This window comes from Chitinophaga sp., from assembly GCF_036569185.1.
Classification (GTDB): Bacteria; Bacteroidota; Bacteroidia; order Chitinophagales; family Chitinophagaceae; genus Chitinophaga.
In genome coordinates this window covers 1-26,052 of sequence record NZ_DATCRD010000219.1, presented here as the reverse complement: position 1 = coordinate 26,052, position 26,052 = coordinate 1, and the positions used below count along the sequence as shown (strand labels likewise).

General features: G+C 48.4%; 21 protein-coding genes. 12 read left to right on the top strand and 9 right to left on the bottom strand.

The features are described 5' to 3' along the window. Positions 1-332 precede the first annotated feature (332 nt). Positions 333-1,592, top strand: coding sequence for a divalent metal cation transporter (locus tag VIM72_RS16525; protein ID WP_332003934.1), 1,260 nt, complete (start codon positions 333-335; stop codon positions 1,590-1,592). 35 nt (positions 1,593-1,627) lie between these two features. Beyond that, positions 1,628-3,454, top strand: a complete 1,827-nt coding sequence (locus VIM72_RS16520) for a right-handed parallel beta-helix repeat-containing protein (protein WP_332003933.1) — start codon at positions 1,628-1,630, stop codon at positions 3,452-3,454. On the opposite strand, the gene VIM72_RS16515 is transcribed toward VIM72_RS16520, so the two are convergent. From VIM72_RS16515 to VIM72_RS16495, 5 genes are all read right to left on the bottom strand, one after another. Next, positions 3,455-4,273: an SUMF1/EgtB/PvdO family nonheme iron enzyme gene (locus tag VIM72_RS16515; RefSeq protein WP_332003932.1), complete on the bottom strand. Its 819-nt coding sequence runs from the start codon at positions 4,271-4,273 to the stop codon at positions 3,455-3,457. Continuing rightward, a complete protein-coding gene (locus VIM72_RS16510) occupies positions 4,251-4,994 on the bottom strand; it encodes a hypothetical protein (protein ID WP_332003931.1) in 744 nt (247 codons plus the stop codon). Before VIM72_RS16510 ends, VIM72_RS16515 begins: the two co-directional genes overlap by 23 nt. Before the next feature lie 230 nt (positions 4,995-5,224). Continuing rightward, positions 5,225-6,778 carry a DUF6770 family protein gene (locus tag VIM72_RS16505; RefSeq protein WP_332003930.1) on the bottom strand — a complete coding sequence of 518 codons (1,554 nt, stop codon included), beginning with the start codon at positions 6,776-6,778 and terminating at the stop codon, positions 5,225-5,227. 33 nt (positions 6,779-6,811) lie between these two features. Then, positions 6,812-8,122: a M48 family metallopeptidase gene (locus VIM72_RS16500; protein WP_332003929.1), complete on the bottom strand. Its 1,311-nt coding sequence runs from the start codon at positions 8,120-8,122 to the stop codon at positions 6,812-6,814. 384 nt (positions 8,123-8,506) lie between these two features. Beyond that, positions 8,507-9,343 (bottom strand): phosphatase PAP2 family protein, encoded by an 837-nt coding sequence (locus VIM72_RS16495; protein ID WP_332003928.1) that lies wholly within the window; start codon positions 9,341-9,343, stop codon positions 8,507-8,509. A 97-nt stretch (positions 9,344-9,440) separates the two neighbouring features. Between VIM72_RS16495 and VIM72_RS16490 the strand changes: the two genes are divergently transcribed. The 10 genes from VIM72_RS16490 (at position 9,441) to VIM72_RS16445 (ending at position 22,806) form a co-directional block, all read left to right on the top strand. After that, entirely contained in the window at positions 9,441-10,196 is a 756-nt protein-coding gene (locus VIM72_RS16490; RefSeq protein ID WP_332003927.1) for an MBL fold metallo-hydrolase, read from the top strand. A 46-nt stretch (positions 10,197-10,242) separates the two neighbouring features. After that, entirely contained in the window at positions 10,243-10,845 is a 603-nt protein-coding gene (locus VIM72_RS16485) for an RNA polymerase sigma-70 factor (RefSeq protein WP_332003926.1), read from the top strand. A gap of 69 nt (positions 10,846-10,914) precedes the next feature. Then, positions 10,915-12,048 (top strand): FecR domain-containing protein, encoded by a 1,134-nt coding sequence (locus VIM72_RS16480; protein ID WP_332003925.1) that lies wholly within the window; start codon positions 10,915-10,917, stop codon positions 12,046-12,048. A 268-nt stretch (positions 12,049-12,316) separates the two neighbouring features. Next, positions 12,317-15,742, top strand: coding sequence for a SusC/RagA family TonB-linked outer membrane protein (locus tag VIM72_RS16475; protein WP_332003924.1), 3,426 nt, complete (start codon positions 12,317-12,319; stop codon positions 15,740-15,742). Between the two features lie 12 nt (positions 15,743-15,754). Next, positions 15,755-17,146, top strand: a complete 1,392-nt coding sequence (locus tag VIM72_RS16470; protein ID WP_332003923.1) for a RagB/SusD family nutrient uptake outer membrane protein — start codon at positions 15,755-15,757, stop codon at positions 17,144-17,146. Between the two features lies 1 nt (position 17,147). Continuing rightward, a complete protein-coding gene (locus tag VIM72_RS16465) occupies positions 17,148-18,296 on the top strand; it encodes a TlpA disulfide reductase family protein (RefSeq protein ID WP_332003922.1) in 1,149 nt (382 codons plus the stop codon). 7 nt (positions 18,297-18,303) lie between these two features. After that, positions 18,304-20,112, top strand: a complete 1,809-nt coding sequence (locus tag VIM72_RS16460) for a redoxin domain-containing protein (protein WP_332003921.1) — start codon at positions 18,304-18,306, stop codon at positions 20,110-20,112. Positions 20,113-20,153: 41 nt separating this feature from the next. After that, positions 20,154-20,870, top strand: coding sequence for a DUF92 domain-containing protein (locus VIM72_RS16455; RefSeq protein ID WP_332003920.1), 717 nt, complete (start codon positions 20,154-20,156; stop codon positions 20,868-20,870). Between the two features lie 210 nt (positions 20,871-21,080). Further along, a complete protein-coding gene (locus VIM72_RS16450; protein WP_332003919.1) occupies positions 21,081-21,659 on the top strand; it encodes a Crp/Fnr family transcriptional regulator in 579 nt (192 codons plus the stop codon). Between the two features lie 70 nt (positions 21,660-21,729). Then, complete coding sequence (locus VIM72_RS16445) at positions 21,730-22,806, top strand: NADH:flavin oxidoreductase (protein ID WP_332003918.1); 1,077 nt, start codon at positions 21,730-21,732, stop codon at positions 22,804-22,806. A 61-nt stretch (positions 22,807-22,867) separates the two neighbouring features. Here VIM72_RS16445 and VIM72_RS16440 read toward each other — a convergent pair whose 3' ends face one another. The 4 genes from VIM72_RS16440 to VIM72_RS16425 form a co-directional block, all read right to left on the bottom strand. Next, on the bottom strand, positions 22,868-23,137 hold the full coding sequence (locus tag VIM72_RS16440) for a hypothetical protein (RefSeq protein WP_332003917.1): 270 nt from the start codon (positions 23,135-23,137) through the stop codon (positions 22,868-22,870). Positions 23,138-23,216: 79 nt separating this feature from the next. Further along, positions 23,217-24,116, bottom strand: a complete 900-nt coding sequence (locus VIM72_RS16435; RefSeq protein WP_332003916.1) for a LysR family transcriptional regulator — start codon at positions 24,114-24,116, stop codon at positions 23,217-23,219. Between the two features lie 12 nt (positions 24,117-24,128). Next, positions 24,129-24,926 carry a hypothetical protein gene (locus tag VIM72_RS16430; protein WP_332003915.1) on the bottom strand — a complete coding sequence of 266 codons (798 nt, stop codon included), beginning with the start codon at positions 24,924-24,926 and terminating at the stop codon, positions 24,129-24,131. A gap of 161 nt (positions 24,927-25,087) precedes the next feature. Further along, a partial coding sequence (locus tag VIM72_RS16425) for a hypothetical protein (RefSeq protein ID WP_332003914.1) occupies positions 25,088-26,052 on the bottom strand: 965 nt, incomplete at its 5' end.

Sequence of the window (26,052 nt, the reverse complement as noted above, 5' to 3'; positions counted from 1 at the left end):
GATTTTGGTTTAAAGATGATTTTGTTGCTCAACAGACATATTTCCCGGATCCTTACAGGAGCCGGTGCATTGATCTGTTATGTAAATGATTTAATAAAAGAAACCTGGTCGTAGCTGGCAACGCCACCACCATGGATATCTACAGCAAATTAACCAGTAAAAACAATCAGTACAGCATGTTCAAATTTTGGTTATAGGGTCCATGTTCAGTTACAGCGGGTAAAAGCTGCAAACAAACTGGATGATTCTCATTAGCGGCATAAAAGTATACTGTTTTTCGCATAAAAACAATATTACGCGGGATGTTTATTTTGAAATCCATAACTTGCTGTATGGACAAAAAGGCTACTCCCAACAAGCTGGCATCATTTTTTAAAAAGCTGGGCCCCGGGCTCATTACCGGCGCCAGCGACGATGATCCATCCGGCATTGCTACCTACTCGCAGGCTGGCGCACAATTCGGGCTGCTTACTTTATGGACTTCCTTACTCACCTTCCCGCTGATGGCAGCTATCCAGGGAATGTGCGCCCGAATCGGGCTGGTTACCTGCCAGGGCTTAACGGTTACGCTTAAACAGCACTATCCCAGACCGGTGTTATACATTATGCTGCTGTTCAGCTTTCCTGCCATTACACTGAATATAGGCGCCGATATCCAGGGCATGGGAGCCGTATGCAATATGATTTTTCCTTCGGTACCGGTGCCGGTTTTTTGCGTAGCCATTACGGCAGTAATGATGTTCGTGATCATACAGTTCTCCTATGAAAAAATTGCAATGATCCTGAAATGGCTTTGCCTGTCGCTGCTCCTGTACATTATTGTGCCTTTCATGATAAAGCAGAACTGGGGGGATATCGCCAAACATACGTTTATCCCCACCATCCAATATAACAAGGATTTCTTTTCTATCATCGTGGCTATACTCGGCACCACCATCTCCCCTTATCTCTTTTTCTGGCAAACCACTATGGAGGCGGAAGACCAGGCACACAACGGCAAAGGCATTGTAGTGGATAAGAGAGTATTGAGTGAAATGAAAACCGATGTGAACACCGGGATGTTGTTTTCCAACATGGTCATGTTCTTTATTATCCTCACTGCGGGCAGCGTGCTGTTTCCCGCCGGTGTACGGGAAATAGATACGGTAGACCAGGCCGCTAAAGCGCTGGAACCGCTGGCAGGTAAACTTACCTATCTCATTTTTGCCACAGGGGTATTGGGCACAGGACTGCTGGCTATCCCCGTACTGGCAGGTTCGCAATCGTATATGCTCGCGGAAACATTGGGCTGGCAGGCCGGCCTGGATAAAAAATTCTCCCAGGCCAAACCGTTTTATGTTTCTATCATCATTTCGCTGGTAGTAGGGCTGTCGCTCGACTTCCTGGGCGTAAGCCCCATAAAGGCGCTGTTATACACTGCTATTGCCTATGGGCTTACTGCACCCGTAATGATTGTGATGATTATGCATATTGGTAATAACAAAAAGATCATGAAAGAATATACCAATTCGAAGTTATCCAACACACTGGGCGGACTTACCCTGTTATTAATGACTGCCGCCGCAGTGGCCATGATCTGGTTCCTGTTCTGATTCCCGTTTTTGATATTTTAATTATTGTCAGCGAAATGAATTTTTTAAGAAAGATATTTACCGGTACCGGTATTTTATTCTCTTTAACTGCTATCTCACAGGAACGTATACACGTAAATAGCTTTGGCCTGGCGCCGAATACTTTCACAGATGCCACTACCCGCGTGCAACAGGCTATTGCCGCATGTAAAGATAAGCCGGGAGCTATCCTGGAATTTGCCCCCGGGCGTTACGATTTTTACCCGGACAGCGCCGTGAAGAAAGTGTATTTTATTTCCAACACCTCCAGCGAAACAGAGGTACCAGAGAAAACAAAGACCATCGGGTTGTTCTTTGAAAATTTCAAAAACCTTACCATTGAGGGCAACGGAGCGGAATTTGTTTTTCATGGGAAGATGACCACCTGGGTATTTGACCGGTGTGAAAATATCACTATGCGGCATGTAACTATAGATGCAGAACGCCCTTCCATGTCGGAGATGACGCTGAAAACAGTTACGCCGCAAATGGTGGTTGCCGCTATACATCCGGATTCCCGGTACAGCATTATTGATCAGCGCCTCGAATGGCATGGTCCAAAATGGGGGATGAAAATATTCCATGCAGTACTGGCCGATACGGCAAATGGCGTTTACACCTATTCTTCCTGGGCCCCGTTTCAAAAAAGCAGGGCGGTTACTATAGCGCCCAATACCGTACAGTTCACCGGCGATTTCTCCGGCTTTAAAGGTGCGCCCGGCAATATATTTACGGTAAGGGATGGTATCCGTGACCAGGTGGGCGCCTTTATCAATCATTGCCGCAATGTACAGCTGGAGCATATCAATATGCGTTATATGCACGGTCTTGGTATTGTATCTCAGTTCTCTGAAAATCTTCACTACAGCCATATACAAATTATGCCCGCTGAGAACAGCGGCCGTGCGATGGCTGCCTTTGCAGACGGGATGCACTTCTCCGGCTGTAAAGGAGATATCACTATTACTGATTCGCATTTTAAAGGGCTGCACGACGATCCGGTGAATGTACATGGTACTCACCTCGTCATTACAGGGAAAGCCGGCCCACGGGTATTGAGACTGCGTTTTATGCACCATCAGACATATGGGTTCCAGGCATTCTTTGCGGGCGACAGCATCAGTTTCGTACATGCGGCCACGTTACAGGGATATGCCACAGGCCGGGTCACCGCCGCCCGCATGACCGGCGAAAGGGAAATGGAACTGGCACTGGACAAAGACCTGCCGGAGGGTATCGTTGCCGGCGACTGCCTCGAGAATATCACCTGGGTACCATCGCTTACGGTGCGGAATTGCCTGTTTGAAGCGGTGAATACAAGGGGATTGCTGGTAACCACCCGTAAAAAGGTAGTGATAGCAAATAACCGGTTTTACAGAACAGGCATGCACGCTATTCTCATTGCAGATGATGCGGCCAGCTGGTTTGAATCGGGGCCGGTAGCTGATGTGCAGATCAGCGGTAACACCTTTGAAGGATGCGGGTACAACCTGGCGCCGGATAATAACTATGTGATCGCCATCGCACCGGAAAATCACCAGTTGCTGAAGGGCTACATGGTACATCATAACATCAGGATAGCAGATAATGAATTCAGGATCTACGACTACCCGGTATTAACGGCCCGTAGTACCGGCAACTTATTGTTTACCCATAACCGTATTACCTGGCTGAACAACTTCCTGCCGCAGGGCGCGTCGCGTGCTGCTTTCCGGTTCACGGCCTGTGATGAGGTGAAAATAACTGGTAATGAATGGCAGCTGCATTTTAAACCGATGGTATGGCTGCAGGATATGAAAGCAAAAGCAGTGAAAACAGATTTGCCGGTAACCGTAAAGCCATAATCATTTTACCGTTCTGAAACCCTGGTTGCTGAAAGAGGCGCGTTTATGCACGCGGCCTATATCCACGGAGTTGAAGAAGGAGCAGGATGCCTGGCTGCACCACCAGGATCCGCCGCGGGCATGCGCCAGGGTAGGGCTCTCATCCGGTTTTATTTTACCGGAACAAAATTCGAACACATTACCATAGATATCATACAGGCCCCAGGCGTTGGGCTGAAAGCTGCCAATGGGAGCTGTGTACATATAGCCATCTGAACTATCTGCCTGCAAATGGTCTTTTCCATGCCAGATGTTCGCATAGCGCCCGATGAATGTTTTTTTATCTCCAAAAAAATAAGTGGTGGCGGCGCCGGCCCTGGAGGCAATTTCCCATTCATCCAGCGTGGGAAGCCTTACCCCGGCCCATTTGCAATAAGCTGCCGCATCGTTATAACTGATGCAGGTAACGGGATGCTCCATTTTATTTTCAATTCCTCCCATGCTTACACCGTTGGGAAACCGCCAGCAGGCGGTAGAATCGTTGTTCCATTCAAACTCCCGCAGGCCGGGGGAAAATACCAAGGCATCATGCCGTTGCTCAGCATCGGTGACATAACCAGTGGCTGCTACAAAAGCGGCAAACTGCCGGTTAGTGGTTTCATATATGGCGATGTAAAAGCTATCCACGGTTACCTGCCGCGCAGGATTGAGCAGATGCCGCTGCCCGCCAACACGGTAACTGCCGGCGGGCACCAGCACGTACCCGCCCGGCGTTTGCGCCAGGCAGCAATAGCTGCCCAGCACCAGTAATGCCGTACTAACCTTTTTTAGGAAGCCCATTGTAAAATGCAGTAGCCCGCTCAATGATCAGCGCTTCATTGGCAGTGTTGAAGTTCAGGAAGGCCTGGTAACTGGTGGTTTCATCGGCATACAGCTTTTTGTAGGAAGAAGAGGAGAGGAAAGGTGCATACTCATTATTTTTCATCAGTATCATCAGCAGGGTAAGTATATCATGATCTTTATGATCCTTGTTATAGGTGCTGATGAGCAACGGGATCATTTCCCGGCCATTGACTTCAATGATCGCCCTTTTATAGTTAATGCCCACCCGGTTGCTTCGCTGGATGGAGGCGCTGATAAGCGCAATGGCAGAATCGCGGTTGGCCGCCAGGAAATTTGCCTGGCGCTGGCTCCAGCTGTATTCGCCAAAGGGATCAGGGAGTTGCGCAAAGATCTTTTTATGCTCGTCCGGCACGGGCGGCATGGCATCACAGTTCTGGCTATACGATTCCGCATGGATCAGGTGGTAGGTGAGTTTTTCCCGCATAGATAACGCCATATATTCCTTTTGGGGCAAAGCAACATTATCGTTTTCACCAGATGCTACTTTGGCAATCAGTCCCAGTACTTTTTCCAATCCGTCCGGTGGCCTGCTTATTTTCAGGCGGTATTCGTGATAAGCCTGGCTTTCTTTACTGGGCTCCACCCATGTTCCATCTTCCTGGGAAAAACAAACGCTGTAGGCAAATACGGATAAAAGAACCGCTGCAATCTTTTTCATATAATACTTTTGGAATTAAAATTGGCGGAAAGATACGCGAAAATTGTCTGACTCAGGATTAAACTGATTTCGCTGATTACACTGATTGGACTTTGTAATGATTTAAAAAGATTTTGGGAGATTTAAGCGAATACTTTCGCCTGAATCTCCCAAAATCTTTTTAAATCCAAAGTAATCCAATCAGCGTAATCAGCGAAATCAGTTTAATCCTGAGTCAGACAAACTACGCGTTAGCCAACCTTTTCCAGGTGTATATCAATGCGCTTGTCTTTCTTAAAGTATTCAAGGATCATAACGGAGCCTGGCTTGGCTGGAAATACCTTTAACTTACTGGTTTGGGATTTCAGTTTTATTTTGTCCTGCGTGAATTTACCGGCATTGTAGCGGATGGTGTTAAATGTTAAACCCTTGTAACCATCGCCCCGTTCATAATCACTGTAACAAATGGAGAAGCTTTCCTTTTCTTCGTCGCCGGTAGTGAAATCATAATCAAACGCGCCAATGCTCTTAAGCATAAGGGCCACCAGGTGTTGACTGACGTAATCGGCAACAGAACTGACAGTGGCCGGGTTATTGGTTTTATTATAAACCTGGGCTCCTGTTACATTGAACTGCTCATCAAACGTCATGACCACCATATCGGTGATGGTAATTTTAGTGGCTCCTATTCCTGCGTCGGTACCGGCAGTCACCATTGCCAGCGCTTTTAAAGCAGTACCACCGGCGCTTACCTGCCTTTTATAACCTTCGCCAACCACAATGAGCTTACCGTCGGCCGTCTGGATAAGGTTGTGTATGCACAGGTATCCTACTTCATCGATCTTTCCTTTACCGGTTGTATGAAGATATTTGGCAAAATCTTTTTCCCAGCTGTTGTATTTTTTTGAGATGACTTTTCCGGATGTAGTTATTTCATAAATGGCCAGGCCTTTGCTGGCGGACTTTACCACGTTATCATCCTTATCGCAATAGGGACCCATTACCAGGAAAGTACCATTGTCTTTACGTTTTACACTGGCAGGGAGCAGCCGGTATTCATCATTATCTCCATCGATATCAAATACGAGCTTTTTTGTTACAAAGTTGATCCCAACCAGGTGTGCGTTCATGTTGTTGCTCATCACGCGTCTCCTGCTGAGCACCTGCAGGATGATCAGGCTGTCGGTGTTGCCCAGGTATTCAGCTACCGAGAAACGCTGATCGTTATCCGGGATATATTTCCAGGACGATTTTTTGGTGGATCCGTAGAAATCCACTTCATAGGTGTAATCTTTCCCGTCCCTTACCGGCATGATGGTGGCATATCCTTTGGCGCCCACGTCGAATACATTCTGCTTGCCGCCTTCGTCACCTGAAAGTCCCTGGCCCATCTGTTTGAGGAAGGCTTCTGTTTTTTTCGAGTATTCACTGATATAGGTATATTTAAGCTTGCCGTCGAGTGAATAGATTTTCATGGTCAGCGTTCTTTCTTTTTCATCCTGGAAAAGGAAAGACAGGCTGTTGCCATTATACGCGGCTTCCAGGAGATATATCTTTTTGTTATCCTCGAATTTGAGATCTCTTACCTTATTGAGATTTTCGTCCAGGATCTGCAGGGTATATTCATTGGTTTTCCTGTCTATTTTATCGCTCTGGTAGAAAAAGAAGTACCCTTTTACCTGTTGGTTTTCCTTAATAGTACCGCTGTTACGCAGGTAAGTGGAATACACGTTTTCGATGGATAATTTGTTCTGCGACCAGGCTACGGCGTATCCGGCAAGCAGGAGCAGTATAACTGCTGACATTTTTTTGAGCATCATTTCAAGGTTTAGGCGTTATTATTGAATGAATTGCCGGGACTTATCAAGCTCCCGGGTGAAGGCGGTATATGTACTCAGTTTGGATTGATATGCTTCAAGATAATAGAAGCTGATGGCCGGGAATTCATCCAGGCCCAGGTTCTGGAGCATCCTCAGCAATGCATTGTAGCTATCGCTGAAGCCCGGCGAGGGCAGGTCGATAAGTTTGCCAAGTATGTGCGCTTTTTGCGCTTCATAACAACTGTTCAGCACTTTCCCGGTATGTGTTACAAGGAATGGATCATCGGGATATTCCTGCAACAGGGATATTGCATAATAGAGGCTAAGGGAGTAGTGATCATTTTCAAATGCATAGTTCACCACCTCATACTTAAAGGCATGCCGCAGGGAATCAAAGGTAGCTTTGCTGATAATATTCAGCGCGGTTTGCGGGCTGGCACTTACTGTTTTTTCAAGCAGTTTTATGCGTTGCCGGCAGTCGGGATGCGTTTTCAGGGAGTCGGCCATTTGCTGGTCTTTCTCCGGCTGTATTTGTCCACCCAGCAGGGTTTCCCGTTTGGCGATCCATTTTTTTCTGAAGGGATATGCGCTGGCATTGAACATTTGCTGTAGCCGTGCGCTGGTGTTCATGGTATCTGTATCTACCGTATCCAGCAGGGCAAGTACGGTTAGCGCGCCGTTGGGGCTGAAGCGGGTATTCTGCAGGAAAACCAATCCCATTGAGTCGGCCTGGGATTCATGATCCCTGCTGTGGCGACGACTGTTAAAAGTAATGCCCTGTACCAGTTTTTCCACTTGTTCCCGTTTGCCATATTCGGAAGACTTGATTTTCCGCAGCTCCTGTTGCATATCTTTCCCGTTCATGGTATTTACATAACGGGCAATGCTGTTTTCACTATGTTGAAGATAATAATGCGCCAGCTCATGGCATAACACAAAAGCAGCCTGGCTTTCGTTCTCCAGCTGTGTAAACAGCCCCATGTTAAACAGGATAATGCCCTCGCCGATATAGCTTGCATTGGGCACACCGGACCGGGAAAAGTAGCAGTATATTTTCCTGTTCTGCAACAAGGGATTTGTTTTTATAATTTCCTGCAGCAACTTGTCGAGATACTGCCTGGCGCCGGTAGCTGTATAGATCTCTTTTTTGTCGAATTTCGATTTGATGTTATCCCTGCGCTGATCGTAGATAGCCTGGAATTCCTTTTTGTACCTGGAAGGGAGGGCGGCAAGGGTATTTTGGTAGTCGCTTTCAAATTGTTGCTCCAGGGTGCTGAGCAGCTGCGCGTTTGGCGGTGCGGGGCTGAACGCCTTTACCTGCGCGTGCAATATGACTGAACAATAGCAAAAACAAAAAAGGCAAACAATACAGATCCGTGCCAACAGCCGGAAACAAGGGATAAACATATATGACATAGCGTTATAGGCTGGGCTAAATTAGCTATTTATTTCCAAATTCATGCTGCGAAGATTGTCGCGGATTTTGTCTGACTCAGGATTAAACTGATTACGCTGATTTCACTGATTTGATTACTTTGGATTTTTAAAGATTGTGAGAAGATAAAAGCGAAGGAATCCGCTTTTATCTCCCTGGTTTTATTAGAGCAGCAAATATCCATTCGCTTATATCTCCCAAAATCCCTTAAAATCCAAAGTAATCAAATCAGCGTAATCAGTTTAATCAGTTTAATCCTGAGTCAGACAAAATCCGCATCAAGGCGCCAGCCTCAACTGCATGGCTTTCTTATGCTCCAGTTCCCGGTGATGCCGGAAAACGCTTTTCGTTACAAAGTGCCCCAGGGCCAAACCTACCCATACATCGCTGCTCCAGTGCCGGTTCTCATACAGGCGGGTGGCGCCGGTAAGCCCGGCGATGCCGTAAGATACCCAGGGTACCCAGGGATGGTCTTTCCCATATAGCTCTGCGAAGGCGGTGGCTACGGTCATAACAGTGAGACTATGTCCTGAAGGGAAGGAGGTATGTTGTTTATCGTTACTGAAAGGGGCGTTGAAACTGAAAGGAGAATCATAGTAAGTAGGGCGTCCTCTTCTTATGATACTTTTCAGGGTTGCATAAATGGCAGTGGAGATGATCAGGGACTTGGCGGCCATCAGTCCGCCATGCTCCAGGTTACGGTCTTTTATAATAACGCCCGCTACGTACATACCGGCTACAATGTAAGGAGAATAAGTGTTGCCAAAAGGCTCTATCTGGTCGGTGACGCCGGTCACAAAGTTCGACTGGTGACGCACAAAGAACTGTTTTGTTCCGTAATCGCCAGCCAGTAACACTCCGGTTACGCCGGCTATTACCCCCAGCCGGATATAGTCCTTTTGCTGCCAGTGCGCCGGCCGGGCTACGGTGTATTTTAAATCCTGCCAGATGCTGCCCAGGTAAGCGCCGTTTATGCGGTACCGTATCAGGGTATCGCTGGCTTTGACGCCAGCATGGCTGCTGTCTGCCGGAATAAGAGCCAGGCTGCTGTCGGACTGCGCCTGTACGCGAAAAGAAAAAATAACCAGTAAAAGAAAAATAAGCCGGAATGCCATCAGTGTAAATACTTTGCAGAGAGCACGAATGTAGCATTTTTTTAAAGAGAAGCGGCGCCGGAATTGTTTAACTTTAGGGCCATAATTATCAGCAGATATGAGAAACTGTTTCTTCGCACTTTTATTATTGCTTGCCGCCGGCAATGCCATGGCGCAAAGAGTTACGCCAGATGTGATCTCCACCTCCAAAGGCCCGCTTACTATCCAGCCAGTTAACCATGCGGACCTTGTGTTGTCGGTAGCCGGTAAAACTATTTACGTGGACCCTGCCGGTGGTGCGGAACCACATAAGGGCCTGGCAGCGCCGGATATCATCCTGGTAACGGATATTCATGGCGATCATTTCGACGCGGCTACCATCAATGCCCTGAAAACGGCCCGTACACTTATTATTGCGCCGGCTGTGGTAACCGCCAAACTGGAAGGCATACCTGCCGCCCAGGTAATTACCCTGAAGAATGGTGAATCAAAAAAGGTGGAAGGAATTTCCATCAATGCTATACCGATGTACAATCTTCCCGAAAGCGCCACCGCCATGCATACCAAAGGAAGGGGGAATGGGTATGTATTAAAGGCTGGTGGTAAATCCATTTACATCTCCGGCGATACCCAGGGCATTCCCGAAATGAGAGCGCTGAAAAATATTGACGTGGCCTTTGTGTGTATGAACCTGCCCTATACAATGGATGTAACCGAAGCGGCAGATGCAGTACTGGCCTTTGCCCCTAAAATAGTGTATCCTTATCACTACCGGGGTAAAGACGGGCTCAGTGATGTAAATAAGTTCAAAAGCCTGGTAGATGCGGGTAACAAGGGAATTGAAGTAAGGTTGCGCGACTGGTATGCAAAATAATCGGAGCTTTCTTTCTACTTTTATCTCCGTAACCAATCTATTGTGAATGATAAATTACGCTGCCCTTGATGATGCATCGCTGTTGGAGTTGATGAAGGATGATGATCAGGAGGCCTTTACCACCATCTACAATAAGTACTGGTATCCGCTGATGCAGCATGTAATGAAAGCGGTAAGGATCTATTCGGAGGCAGAAGATATTGTCCAGGAGATATTTGTTTCTATCTGGAAGAACAGGGCCCGCCTGGAAATCCGGGGGGCCCTTAGCACTTACCTGTTTAATAGCGGCCGCTATATGGCTATCAGGAACATTGAAAGGAATGTAACCCGCTCCAATTACCTGCAACGGTTGTCTGACCAGATAGACAACGGCGGGGTCCCGTCCCCGGAAACCCTCCTGCATATGCGTGAACTGGAAGAAAGAATAGAACAGGCCATTGAAAGCCTGCCGGGGAAAATGAAGGAGATCTTTAACCTAAGCCGGAAACAACAGTTATCGTACCGTGAAATTGCCGCACAGTTAGGCGTTAGCGAGGAAACTGTAAAAAAACAGATCAGCAATGCGCTTAACCGGCTGCGTATACAGGTGGGATATGCTCCCGCAGGACTTGTTTTCCTGCTGTCTGTAGTACCACACATGCACAGCTGAAATTTTTTTTCCTTCCATCTACCACTATTCCTTCCCTCACGTCACTAACATAAAAGGAAATGTATTGTCATGAATAAAAATGAGGCGGTAAATCTGTTGAACAGGTACCTGGAAGGCCGCTGTACACCGGAGGAGCGGATACAGGTGGAACAATGGTATGCCGGTTTGCTGGAAGAATCCGGCTGGAGCATGGAAGGCGCCCGCAGGCAGGAAGCACAGCAGGCTATGAAGCATCGGATCGACCGTCAGCTGGGCTTTACGCAAACCCGTCTACTGTGGCAACGCAGTTGGGTGCGTTATGCCGCAGTATTGTTTTTCCTGGCAGGGGCATCCGCCCTGTTCTTTTTGAGGCAACAGCCTAAACCCGAACCGGCGCCGGTAGCGGAAATTATGCCCGGGGGGAATAAAGCGGTGCTCACGTTGGGCAATGGCCGGGTTATTCCGCTGGACCAGGCTGCGGAAGAGAATATCGCTCAACAGGGTGCCAGCCGTATCAGCAAACGGGCGGGAGGACAGCTCGTATACGAGGCGGGCGGTACAGGCGGTGATGAAACCGTGGCTTATAATACCCTTGCCACACCAAGGGGGGGCCAGTACCGGCTGGTATTGCCCGATGGATCAGAAGCATGGCTGAATGCCCTTTCGTCCATAAAGTTCCCCACTACCTTTACGGGTAAGGAAAGAAAGGTAAGTATTACAGGAGAAGTATATTTTGAAATAACCGCCAATGAACGGCAACCTTTCCAGGTGGCCGTAGCCAACAGCAATACCCGCATAGATGTATTGGGAACACACTTTAATATCAGCGCCTATTCCGATGAACCGCTTATCAGAACCACCCTGCTGCAGGGAAAAGTGAGGGTGAGCAATGAAGGAGCGGTATTACTGCAACCAGGGCAACAGGCTGTACTTGGCAGCGGGGCGGGGCAACACCCGGTATCCCTGTTGAAAGATGCCGATACAGAGGCTGCTATTGCCTGGATGAATGGCTATTTCCAATTCAGCCAGGCCGATATAAAAACAGTGATGCAGCAAATTGCACGCTGGTATGATGTAAACGTGAGCTATGAAGGGAAGATACCAGAAAGGAAATTCAGCGGGGAAATTTCACGGGCCTCCAATTTATCGGAAGTGCTAAAAGGATTGTCTGTCAGCGGAATTAATTACAGGCAGGAAGGCCGGAATATTATTATTGTTCCATAAGCATATTTTAAATCAACCATTATGAAACATCAGCCAAAATGCAATGACCCTGCAGGGTATTGGTAGCGGCTGCCCGTTAAAAAACCGGAAGTGCCCGAACACTCCCGGTATATGAGTGGGTTTGCCAACAAAAAAGTGTGTGATTTTTTATTTCTCTACCCAAACCAAAATTATGAAATTATTGCTTATACCGGTGAGCCCCGGTATCAGGGTCGTATCCGGCTTTATCCCGCTTAGTCGTTCGCGCCTCTTCAAAATTTTACGGCTTATGAATAAGATTGCGTTTTTTATGCTGATTGCGTTGCAGGTGGCTGCCGGCAGCTATGCACAACAGGTGAGCCTTTCCCTCCGTAAAGCGCCGTTACAGCAATTATTCAGGGAGGTAAAAAAACAAACCGGGTATGTTTTCTTTTATGATGATGCCCTGCTGCAACGGGATGCCACCATTACCATATCGTTACATAACGTACCGCTGAAAGCAGCGCTGGACAGTTGTTTTAAAGATCAACCCTTTACCTGGGAAATGGTGAATAAGAATATCTACCTGCGGCGTAAAGCGGCTGCTGGCCCGCTTCATTTACCCACCGTGGTTGCCTTACAGCAGGTAACCGGTAAAGTATTGGATAATGCCGGTCAGCCTTTGCCGCAGGCCACGGTAAAACTGCTGCCGCTGGGGAAGGGCGCTATTACAGATGAAACAGGAAGCTTTAGTTTTAAAGATATTCCCCCCGGATCTTATATACTGGAGATTACTTCCGTGGGATATGAGCGCTATACGCTTTCCGTGGAAGTAAACAATAGCGAAGCATTGGAATTGGGCAGCCTGCAGTTAAAATTGTCTGTAGCAAAACTCACTGAAATAACCGTGGTGAATACGGGCTATCAACGCCTTCCCCGCGAACGGGCTGCCGGTTCTTTCAGTGTTATTAACCAGGCAAGCCTTGATAAAAGAAGCAACTTTAATATCCAGACCTACCTGCAGGGGCAGGTACCGGGGCTGCTTACCAATACAAACGGCAGCATGACGATCCGCGGCACCAGTACCCTGCATGCAGACGCCTCGCCGCTCATTGTGATAGACGGCTTCCCCGTAGAGCGGAACCTGAATACCATCAACCCCAACGACGTGGAAAGCATTACCGTATTGAAAGATGCCTCCGCGGCTTCTATCTGGGGCGTAAGGGCTGCCAACGGTGTAATTGTGATACAAACAAAAAGAGGCGCGGCCTCCCGCAAACCGCTCGATGTGAGCTTTAATGCTTCTGTGTCTGTTGCTGCAAAACCTGATTTGTCGAAGCTGCCACTTGCTTCTTCATCTTCCTTTATAGGTTTTGAAAAATATAAGGTAGATAATAAACTCACTACTTTTTTCGGCAAGCCCCGTAATGCGCTCACACCTGTTGCAGATGCTTACCTGAATAACCCGGCGAATGCGGATCACATAGCCGATTCACTGGGCCGGTATAATGCTTACGATGATTTCAACCGCCTGTTTATACGCAATGCCCTGCGGCAGCAATACGGTATCTCCATAGGCGCCAAAGGGGAGAAAAGCAGTACCCGCGCCTCATTTAATTATGATAACACCCCTGATTATATGAAAAGGACGGGTGATGAACGCTTCTCGGCCGACCTCTTTCAAACCGCCGCCATCACAAGGCATTTGCACCTGGATATGGGCCTCAACTTTGTGATGATCAACAGTGCCAACAACGGCCTTGTGCTCAACGATATGTCCAAGTTGCTGCCCTACCAGCAATTGCTGGATGCCAACGGCAATTACCTGCCGCAACCACGCACATTTTACCAGGCTGATAAAGATGCCCTGGTAGCAGCGGGCTATCCCTACAACTGGGATTATAACCTGGTACAGGAATTCCGTAATCACGATAATCAAACACGCAGCCGTAATATCACTGCCGTTGCCGGTATTACGTACCTCATTTCAAAAAGCTTTGCTTTTAATGCTTCTTACCAGTATGAAAATTATGGAAGCACCAATACCTTGCTGCAGAATGAGGAACTGTATGATGTGCGTAACCAGGTGAACTTTTCCACGATAGTTAAAAACGGCCAGCTTATAAGCGGCTTGCCTAAAGGAAGTATCTACAGCCTGGCAGAATCAAAACTGCAAACACATACGTTGCGCAGCCAGCTGAAGTTTGACGGGGAGCTGGGAAACCCGCTTCATCAGCTCACTGCCATTGGCGGCCTGGAAGTACGTGAAGTGAGCGGAAACGCTTCCAGTCAGACGAAGTACGGTTATGATCCGGAAACCCTACAGTTTGCCAACCTGGATTACATCAACGGCTATACGAACATCCTTGGTAGCAAAGTGTATATCCGCGATGCTTCTGTTTTTACGGATACCAGGAACCGCTTCGTGTCCATATACTCCAACGCCGGGTATACTTTTAACGATAAATATTCCGTAAACGCATCTGCAAGGCTCGATAAAACCAACCTGTTCGGCTCCAGCAACAAGTACCGCAATGTTTGGTTATGGTCGTCAGGTGTGAGCTGGCAGGCGCATAAGGAAGACTTTATGGACAACAGCCCGTTCAGTTCACTGATCCTTCGCGCTACTTATGGTATTAACGGTAACGTGGATCGCAGCACCAGCCCTTTCCTCATTGCCAAGGTGGCAAAAGACCCGCAAACCAACCTTAACTACGGCTTTATCTCCAATCCCGCCAACCCCTTGCTGCGATGGGAGAAAACTACCGTGACGAATATTGGAGTCGACTATGCATTAAAGAACAATCGTATTAAAGGCAGTATTGAATACTACCGCCGCTACAGTACTGATCTGTTAGGCGATGCCACTATCAACGGTACTTATGGTTTTAACAGCGCGTATGTAAACTACGCCAGCATGCGTAATAAAGGGCTGGATGCTACTATTGCTGCGTTGATCGTAAACCGGGCTGTAACCTTTACTGCTACGCTGAACTATAGTTACAACGCCAATAAAGTAATGAAGGTGGATTTCCCCAACCAAACGGTAGGCGCCTATACTGCAGGAGTAGCACAGGCCGGCCTGCCGCTGAACTACCTGTATAGCTACCGCTGGGCAGGACTAAGTAACACCGGCGCCCCACAGGTGTTTGATGAGAAGAATAACGTAACGGACTATACGAAAGAAATGAATAACACGGCAGCCCTGGTGTACCAGGGCACTACGGTGCCGCCGCATTACGGCGGGTTGTTTTTCGATGTTGGCTATAAGGGACTGACGCTCACCGCGGGGTTTATTTATAAAATGGGTAACCATTTTCGTATTCCGCAGCTGCAGTACACGCCGCTTTTTGAGAATGTTGCCCAGGTGCATAAGGACTGGGACCAGCGTTGGCAGAAAGCAGGTGATGAGCTACATACCAATATACCGGCCATGCCGGCCAGTCAGACCGGCTTGAATGTATATGACAGCTATACCAGGAATGCAGATATTAATGTGGCTACGGCGTCGGCTATACGTTTTAACGAATTACTGCTTAACTACACACTGCCGAAACAACTGACTGCCGGCCTGCATGCCAACCGGATCAATCTGGCGTTACAGGGGCGGAACCTGGGCGTATACCTGTTCAATAAACAGAAAATTGACCCGGAGTATGCAACAGATTTGAGCACAGGCAATTTTCTATTGGCGCCTCCCGCTGAATTTACATTCAGCATTAAGGCTAACTTCTAAAAAAATAAACTGATGAGAAAGATATGCTGTTTCCTGGTGTGCGGATGGTTCATGATGATTGCGGTTTCCTGTAAGAAATATCTTGATATAAAACCCAAAGGAGCCTTTATACCGGAGAAAACATCGGATTACCGGTTGCTGCTGGATGAAACGACCGCCAATGAAAAGTCGAATGGCTTTTTTATTACCTATGGCATGGATGTAATGCTGGATGATGATATGTCTATCAATCCCTTTTCCCTGACTTATTATAACGCTAATGCATTGAGCGCCTTCCGCTTTGCAGAACATATCTACCTGGATTATGAATCGGATAAGGACTGGGAAGCGATGTATAACCAGGTTTATACCACCAACCTGGTTATTGCACAGGTGATGAGCTCCAAAGGAGGTACAGATGCCCAGAAGCGACAGCTGATGGCAGAAGCGAAAGTGCATCGTGCATATGCTTATTTTATCCTGGTAAACCTGTATGCCAAACAATATACCGCGGGTACTGCAGATGCTGATCCGGGAGTACCTATACGAAAAGGGCTTGATTTTGAAGAGTTGTTACCGCGGGCCAGTGTAGCCGGAGTATATAATTTTATTTCGGAAGATCTGACCAGCGCTATTGCTGATTTGCCCGCTACCCCTGACGCCGCCGCCGCCAACAGGCCGGTAAAACCCACCGCATTTTCATTACTGGCTAAAGTGGCGCTGTTTAAAAATGATGCCGCCGCTGCATATGCCAATGCGGATTCATCGCTGAAGTATTATCATACACTGGTGGATTATAACACACTGCCGCCAAATGCCGCTTATCCGGATGTGCTGCAGTATCCCACTAATTTCCAGAACAGGGAAACACTGATGGAAAAAACCGGCCCGATGCTCAGTCCCGTTTGCTACGCTTCCACCGCTTTGCTGAATATGTATGATGCAGCTAATGATTTACGATATGGTACTTACTTTTTCAATGATGCTGCTTTCGGGCTCAATTTTGGCCGTTTCAGTAACGAATGGGCCGGACGCCAACCCACCAAAGGTCCCTCTGTTCCCGAAACATACCTGATCCGTGCTGAAAGCAGCGCCAGGCTGGGAAATGCCGCAAGCGCTATGGCCGACATCAACCTGTTGCGGAGCATGCGCTATAAAACAGGCAGTAATTATACGCTCAGCGCCGGCAGCCCGGCGGAAGCGCTTACTATCATAAAAGCGGAACGCAGAAGGGAAATGGCCTTCCGTGGCAGCCGTTGGTTCGATATCCGCAGGTATAACGCCATGGATAATGCCGGTATAACAGTAACGCATACACTCAGCGATGGCACGTTTACCGTAGCGCCCAATAGCAACAGGAGCACATTGCCCATTGGCAGAAAATATATTGCATTAAACCCGGAAATCATACAAAACCCAAGATAACATGATCCACATACGCAACAAAAAGTACCAGCCCATGGTCTTCATCATGGCGCTGGCAACCTTCCTCTTTGCCTTTAAGTACGGTGCGCAATCACCGGTATTTGACCTGAAAGGGGAATTGAAAGAAGCAGAAGGTTTGGAAATAAAACTGGTACGCGACCCTTATGGCGACAATGAAACCCTGGCCACAGATACGGTGCGCAACGGGCATTTTCACCTGCAATGCCCGGTAAAGGAAGTAATGAATATTTCGGTGGCCTGGCGCCGCAACCGGGAATCGTTTCATTACCCTGTGATCCTGGAGAAGGGAAAGGTAACTTTCCGCGTTACCTCCACCGGTCTTTCACAAGTAACAGGTGCGCGTTACAATAACTGGATCCTGGGGTATCAGCGGGATACCGCCTACATCCGTGCTGACAAAGCCCTCTGGGAATCCCGGCAACCCGGCGTGCCCAAAGGTGGCGAAGCAGAATGGGCATCTATACAGGTGTTCATGGAACGCTTTGATATCAGGAGCCGTTACCTGCAACAGGTGCTCAACAACGGGAAAGACCAGGCCGCCGCAGTGATAGCTGCCGTTTTACTGGAGCTTGAACCCGATCGCGCAAAATCAATGGTCATTATAAATGATGCCGCCAAACGTTTGGGCGACAGCAGTGTTATTGTCCGTACTGCGCGCAGGATGGACAAAGAGCAGGCGGCTGCCGTTGCGCGCCGCCAGGGGAAAATGATCAATGAACCATTTATTGATTTTACCGTACCGGCGGTAAATGGTGACATGCTTCGTTTAGGCGACAGGGTGAAGGCCAGTAAATATACCCTGTTGCAGTTCTGGGCCTCGTGGTGTGTGCCCTGCCGGGCGGAAATACCATTGTTAAAGCAACTTTACGACGGCTATCATGCCAAAGGCCTTGAAATCGTTTCTTTCTCTATGGACAATAGCCGCATCGCATGGCAAAAGGCTTCCGCGAAGGAAAATATGAGCTGGCCTAATGTATCTGATCTGCTGGCAGATAAAAGCCCGGTCATTAAAAGCTACCCGGTGCTGGGTATCCCTGCCAATGTGATCATCGATCAGCAGGGGAAAATTATTTCCTCCAACCTGACAGGCAATGAACTGGAAGAAAAAATAAAATCACTTTTCAGGTAAACGTTGTATGAAGAAATTATTCCTGGTCATATGCAGCAATATTATTGTGCTGCATACAATAGCGCAAACAAGGGTACAATTGCAGACGCTTCCCACAACAGCCCATCCCGTGAAAATGGTATATGACCCTGCAGGTACTGCACTGGCAGGAAAACAGCAGCTTACAGCAGTGGTAACATGTTTTGATAAGGACCGGCAGCTTGGAGAAGAAAGTGTAACATTAAAACAGGAAGGACAACTATGGAGCGCCAACATAACCGCGCCGGAAAAAGCCGTGTTGATGCTGATTACACCTGCAGCGGGTAAAGAAACCGACAGTAATAACGGAAACGGATATATGTTCCCGGTGCACGCCGCTGGTAAACCTTTGCCTTTTGCGTATTACCGTATGTCGGTGCTGGTATCTGGCGCCTCGTCACTGAAGAAAGATCCCGCCAGGCAACTGGTATATCTTAAAGAGGAGATAGCCAATAATCCCGCTGCGGAGGCGCAGTTGAGAGGCGTTTATTTCAACATGCTGGCCAATTCTCCTGAACCGGACGACAAAGCCCTGCTGCTTCGTAAGCTACTGGCCTGGAAAACAGATAATGAGGCGGAGCTGACACTGAATCAGCGTTACTTTCTTTTTCTCGGGGAAAAACATGCGGCCGATTCGCTGGCGGCATTGTTACGCCGCCGGTTTCCTGCAGGATTGTTTGTGCGGGAAGAACATATGCAGGCCGTGAACCAGGAAAAGGATTTCGGAAGAAAAACAGCGCTGTTTAACCAGTTTATCAAACAGTTCCCCGAGCCTGTCACTAAAGGGAATCCTGATTACCAGTATACCCGCTTGTACCAGGAAATGGGTAAAGCAGCCATTGAAAGTAAGGACGAAGCAGCTGCTGAAAAGTATGTAGCGCGACTGCAACAGCGGAATGACAAAGTAGTTTTCTTTGCGCAGGCAGCCAGGTATTATCTGTCACAACAGCAGTTACCGGCAGCCGCGAAATGGGCCAAGCGTGGTGTACAGATCACGGATACCACCACTGCTTATGGCTGGGATGCTTACCTGGCAATGGCCTCCGTCAGGCTGGAGCAGCAACAATATGAGAAGGGACTGCCACTGGCAGCTACCGCCTACGCACATACGAAAAATAAGGAAGCCGCCCTGCTATACGTGAAACTGCTGGTGGCTGCGGGTCAGTCTGCCACAGCCCAGGCGTTGCTGGAAAGCGCGGTTCAGCATGGACAGGCCTCTGTTGAAATGAAAGCGCAACTCAAAACACTATACGAAAAAACGGGTAACATACTGCCTTACCAGCAATACCTGGCGGGTTTAATGCCTCCGGCAGACAATAAGGAAAAGCAATCGCTAAAGGAAAGTATGCTAAAGGAACCGGTGGCAGATATCAGTTTGCTGGATACCGCCGGTAAAGCCGTACAATTGGCGGATCTCAAAGGAAAGATTGTTGTGCTTGATTTCTGGGCTACCTGGTGTAAGCCCTGTATACAGTCGTTCCCGGCTATGCAGCAGGTAATGCAGCAACACCCGGAGGTGGTCTTTCTTTTCATTGCCACTTTTGAAACCGGTGATGCATTGCAGAAAGTAAAACAGTTCAGTCATGAGAAACAATTTCCTTTCCGTTATTTAATAGATGAACCGCTGAAAGGAGAAAGTAATTTTAAGGCATTTACCCATTTCAGGGTGCCCAGCGTACCTTATAAAGTAGTGCTGGACAAAAAGGGGGACATCCGTTTCCGTTCCGGTGGATTTGCCGGTAATGATGATGCCCTGATAACAGAATTAAATACCATGATCGGCTTACTGGAAGAATAGATCCGGAACTACGGGATATTTGCATAGTTTTGCGGCTCATTATGCATTTATCTTTATTCCTCGAAACAATTATTACACTGGCCGTTATTATCGCCATCGCCGTGCTGTGTGTGAAAAAACGTAAGCTCACTCCCGGCGGTGGCGTAATGGCGGCCATTGTGGGCTTGCTGGTAACAGCCGGTGCCGGCTTTGGCGGATTGTTATTGCTCGGCACCTTTTTTATCATGGGCGTAGCCGCCACTTCTCACAAAAAGCAACTGAAAATACTGCCCGGGCAAATCCACCCGGAGCAACGCAGTGCCGGCCAGGTATTTGCCAATGGCGGAGTAGCCGCCATCATGGCTTTGCTGGCATTGATAAACCCCGATATCGACGATATGTACCAGATGATGCTCGCAGCCAGCCTGGCGGCAGCAACCGCCGATACGCTGTCGTCCGAACTGGGAATGGTGTACGGCCGCAACTTCTATAATATCCTCACTTTTAAAAAAGAAGCCAAAGGACTGGACGGGGTGATCAGCCTGGAAGGCACCCTGATGGGCGCAGCCGGGGCGGGTATCCTGGCCTTGCTTTACGGTATCTGCTTTGGCATGGACGAAAGCGTATGGTTCGTAGTCATTGCCGGTATTGCAGGCAACCTGGCGGATTCCCTGCTAGGCGCCACACTGGAACGGAAACACATCATTGGCAATGATACGGTGAACCTTGGCAATACCTTGTTTGGGGCTATTACAGCTATGTTGCTGTATTTGTTGTAATAAACAAGCGCTGTATAGGCAGGATGCCTGCGTAGTTGTACTATCCCGGTGGCAGGCGCATGGAAACTATTCCATTCACTACGTAGCATGAAGGAAGGAGAGATATTGAAAAAAGATATTTGCCCGGTTCAGCAGTAATTATTTTACGGGAGATGTAAGTGCGGCAGGATTATTCTTTGAAGCATTCCTGCACAAGGCTATCTTTGAAAAATGAACCTGCTGATCAACAGTATCCTTCAACATGTACCGCTAAACGATGCGGATAAGAAACGTATTCCCGGCTATTTTGAGGCCCTGCGTACCCGGCGGCGGCAGTTCCTGTTGCGGGAAGGAGATATTTGCCGTCATGAGTTTTTTGTATTGAAAGGGTGTTGCCGTCACTACGAAAAAGACGCTGCCGGCAAGGAAAACGTATTACAGTTCAGTGTGGAAGGCTGGTGGATCACTGATCTCGACAGCCTGCTCAGCGGCGCGCCCTCCCTGTTTAATATTGATGTGCTGGAAGGGGGGGAAGTATTGCGCATCACCTGGCAGCAGCTGGAACAATTGTTTAACGATATACCGGCAGTGGAGCGTTATTACCGCATTATTTCCCAGCGGGGCTATGTTTCCCTGCAACGCCGTATCCTGTCGCTGCAAAAGCCGGCCATAGAGCGGTACCGCAGTTTTGTAAGCCGCTATCCTTTCCTGGAAACCCGTTTGCCCCAGCACCAGGTGGCGGCTTACCTGGGTATTACTCCAGAGTCATTGAGCCGTTTGCGGCATAAGATCGCGAAGGAATCGTTATAACCCTGATTTCTTATCATTTATCATTTTTTAGAGGGAGAGAAGCGCACAACTTTGCCCTAAAGTTTTATATATGAGCACACACCCGGTATTGGCGCCGCTTACGCTGGCGCAGCAAACCATTAAGAACAGGATGGTAGTGGCGCCTATGAGTCGCGCCAGCGCTACATTGCAGGGTATTCCTACAGCGGCTATGCACGACTACTATGAACGTTTTGCTGCCGGTGGTTTTGGAATTATTATCACGGAAGGACTATATACAGATACAGTAGCCAGCCAGGCATACCCGCATCAGCCGGGGTTAGTGACCCCGCAGCAGGTGGCAGGCTGGAGGGAACTGGCAGGGAAGATAAAAGCGCATGGCAGTTTATTCATTGCGCAACTGATGCATGCCGGCGCGTTGTCGCAGCATTTGCAGCATACGCTGGCGCCGTCCGTAGTAACCCCGCTGGGCCGTAAGCTGCGCTCTTATGGCGGTGGGGATGGTCCTTTCCCGGTGCCTGCTGCCATGACGCATGCCGATATAGCCACTGCTGTGAAAGGATACGCCGCGGCGGCTGTGAATGCGGTAGCTGCCGGTTTTCACGGGATAGAGGTACATGCTGCCAATGGTTACCTGCCTGACCAGTTTTTAACGGCATACACCAACCTGCGGCAGGATGAATACGGCGGATCAGTGGCCAACCGTTTCCGGATCATCGCCGAAATTATCACCGCTATCAGGCAGGCAGTGCCTCCGCAGTTTATTATAGGGCTGCGCTTATCGGAAGGCAAGGTGAATAACTTTTCTTATCGCTGGCCGGATGGCGCCGTTACGGCAACAGCTTTGCTGGAAGAAGTTAAAAAAACAGCGCCGGATTATGTGCACATTTCAGGAGAAGGCAGTACCTGGGAAAAACTGGGCGCCTATGCGCATGGGGAAACGCTTACGGGAATGGCTAAACGTATAGTACAGGTACCGGTCATTGCCAACGGCGGCATGGAAGAACTGGCCGTGGCGGAAAGGGCCTTAAAGGAAGGCCATGCGGACCTTATTTCACTTGGAAAGGCGGCACTGGCCAACCCCGACTGGCCCACGCGTGTAGCGGCAGGAAAACCGTTCACTGCTTTTGAGCGCGCAATGGCGGAGCCGTTTCCCCCGGTGGAATAAGTTGTTTGGGGGAGGCCGTTTCCCGCAGGAAAAAATGTCAAACCGTAAAACAAAAGAAGCGTTATTCGCCGTTGTTCAGCATTTCCATTTCAAGAAGCTTGCTACCCCCTGCAAAGTCTGCAGCGGCATCGGGGCACAGTACCATTCCCAGGGAATTCATCATTCTTTGGGCTACAAGGTCTATATCTTCTGTAGTGGTAGCTAAAAATGGCGCCTGGCTTTTTAACCGCTGGATCAGCGCATTTTTCTGGGCAACAGAAATATCTACCAGCTTGTTAATTCTTTCTACAGCAGCTTTGTATAATTCGTCGTAATAAAAAAGCATGTTCATGTCAACAGGTTATTTTGTATGGCTCAAATGTAGCCCTTAGCTTATAATCCTGGCTATATGAAAATATTATGACCTATAATTAATAATTATAAATGGAGCGGGCCATTTTTATGAAGCGTTTATTGAGATCGCTGGTTTCGCCCTTGCGTTGTATAAAATAAAAGCTGCGTTCTATACGAAGGGTGTCGAAGGTGAGGATGGTCAGTTCTCCGTGCTGCAGTTCTTTTGCAATAGAGCGGGTAGAGAGGAACCCTACACAGCCGGATTCCAGCAGGAAATTTTTCAGGGCTTCGGTGCCGCCCAGTCTTACTTTTATTTTAAGATCGTTCAGCCGGATCTTACTTTTCTGGAGCCCTTTTTTGAGGGCCTCCAGGGTGCCGCTGCCACGTTCCCTGATGGCAACGGGCATTTGCAGGATCTCTTTCAGCGGGTAGTTCTTTTTGCGGGCCAGGGGATTATCGTGGCTGCATACCGCTACAATCCTGTCTTTCAGGAAAGGTTGGTAGGTGATATTGCTTAGTTGTCCTTTTTCTTCGGTAACACCGATATTGATTTCCTTGTCGAGCAGCGCCTGCAATACGATCTCACTGTTCCTGTTGAGCAGGGAAATATCCACCAGCGGGTATTCCCGGTGAAAAGCAGACATTACTTTGGGTAAGATGTATAATGCTGCAGTGGTGCTGGCGCCGAGGTTGAGCATGCCGGTAGCCTGCTGTTTGTCGTGGATCACAGAAATATCGAATTCCGTTTCCTGCTGGATATGGCGTACTGTAAGCAAACGGTTATACAGCAACTGACCGGCTTCGGTCAGTTCTATCTGTAATCCTTTTCTTTCAAATAATTTGGTTTTATACTGTTCTTCCAGTCCTTTGATATGGGTGCTTACGGCCGGCTGGGAAATGAATAAGGCCTGGCTGGCTTTTGAAAAGCTTTTCTGGTGAGCTACTTCCATAAAGATCTGGTGACGGTTCGATAGCATGTGCGCAAATTTTTACGGAGCATATAAGATCTCTCTCCGGCGGATAAAACGGACTTTATCTTTGTAACCCGTTACTTTATTATTCATGATCTCCACTTTTTCTATCCAGTTATGGTGGAGGTCGTAGGTAAATTCATACCGGTATACCGTTCTTTCCACTGTACCGGTGGTGGTGGTCCTGTCGGATATTTTTGTGGTCAGATGCCCCTGTTCATTATATTGACAGGTGGTGGTTTCCACGGCTTTATTATCATCGAAACCGGTAGCATCCTGGAATTTATATTCCTCCAGCAATTGCTGGCGGGGATTGTATTTACACCGGGTGATTTCCTGCAGGGCGCCGAAAGAGTAGTAGCGGGTGATTTCTACCCGGCATCCATCAGCGTCGGTATGGGTATTGGTTTCCCATTGTTCGTTGTATGGATCTTCTTCCGGAGGCACGGGGTCATTGTTTTCCATTTGTTGCAGTACGTTGCCGGATTCATCATACAGGGTATAGTAGGTGTCTTCCCCATAATACTCTGTACAATCCTTCAGCTCCCCGTTTTCGAAATAACTGTTTTTGTAGATAGGGCCTTTGGTGGCGGAGGTCAGTGTTTTTTCCAGCAGGTTGCCTTTGTCGTCAAAAGTATACAGGAGGGTTTTGTCCAGCTGATGGCTTGCGGTATAATCCTCCCATTTGAGCAGTAGCCCTTTTTCATCAAAAAAGGAAAGCTCATACCCGTAGTATTTGCCATCGGGGTCTGTAGTAGCATATTTCATTTGCCTTACCGGCCCGGTGAGCTCAGTATCTGCCAATGTTTGTTTCATGGTACCTAAAGTTATTGGAAACAAAATAAACTTCCGCTATCCAGGTACTTATTTCTGTGTGATATTTTTTTGAGCGGGTATTTTTTCCGGGAGAAGATGGAAATGCAGCAATCCCTGAATGGCCAGGCAGCCTGCACGGGGGCTGCCTGGCGGAAGAAGGGTTATTTGTCAAAAGTCATATTTTCGAATTTATCCAGTTTGGCCATGATACCCCAGCCGTAAAAATCGTTGGCCAGGCCAATCAACACTTCATTGTTGCCCGCAACCAGGGGCAGCGCAAAGGAGGCGTTTTCAATGGAACAGCGGCCATCCGGTTGTTTGAGAATGGGGTAACCGTACAGGTTTTTATCTATATACACTGGTTTATCGTTTACAAACACCCATACTTCATCACTGAAGCCAAGGTGCACCTGCCGTGTTTGCGCTACGGTGGAATGGATATTTGTTTTCAGCCACACGATGCGCCGGGCGCGGTTTTCAGCGCTGCCAAACTTCCGGGTTACATTGATCAGCCCATTTCTTTCGGCCCGGATGGTTTCCCAGGGGGCATCCTTACCCGGAATCCAGGCTTTACTGAAATCCACTTTTTCGGGGGTGGTCATTGGCTGGGTAATTTGCCAGGCACGCAGGTAAGAGGGATCATTGTTGGTGATGTCGGTTCCGGCGCCGGGTGGGAGCCCTTCCGTTTGATCCGGTTTCACCACCACGTTCGCAATAATAGCCTGTCCGTCGAATGCGATGCCGCCATGCCAGGTATTACCTTCCAGGTAAGGTACTTCCAGCGCTGGTTTTGAGGTATCGTTCACATATACGCGCATCTGCCTGCCGGAAATAACCAGTTTTACATGGTTCCAGTCGTCTTTATTGAACCATGCGGCAGTTTGGTATTGTGGCAGCATATCCCACATATTAATACCATCGAGGGTGGGGGCGTATTGTATGGCATCGCCTTTCCCGGACGACGGAATCCGGAAGTAAAAGCACTCGTTCTCTTTACGGCTGGCGCGCCTGAAGTAGAACGAGGCGAAAGGCGAAGTGGCCTGCACATCGTATTCGATAGTGCCGTTGGTAAAATCCAGCTGTTTCGACACAACGGTATCGCTCCTGTTTAGCAGCTTCATGGCGG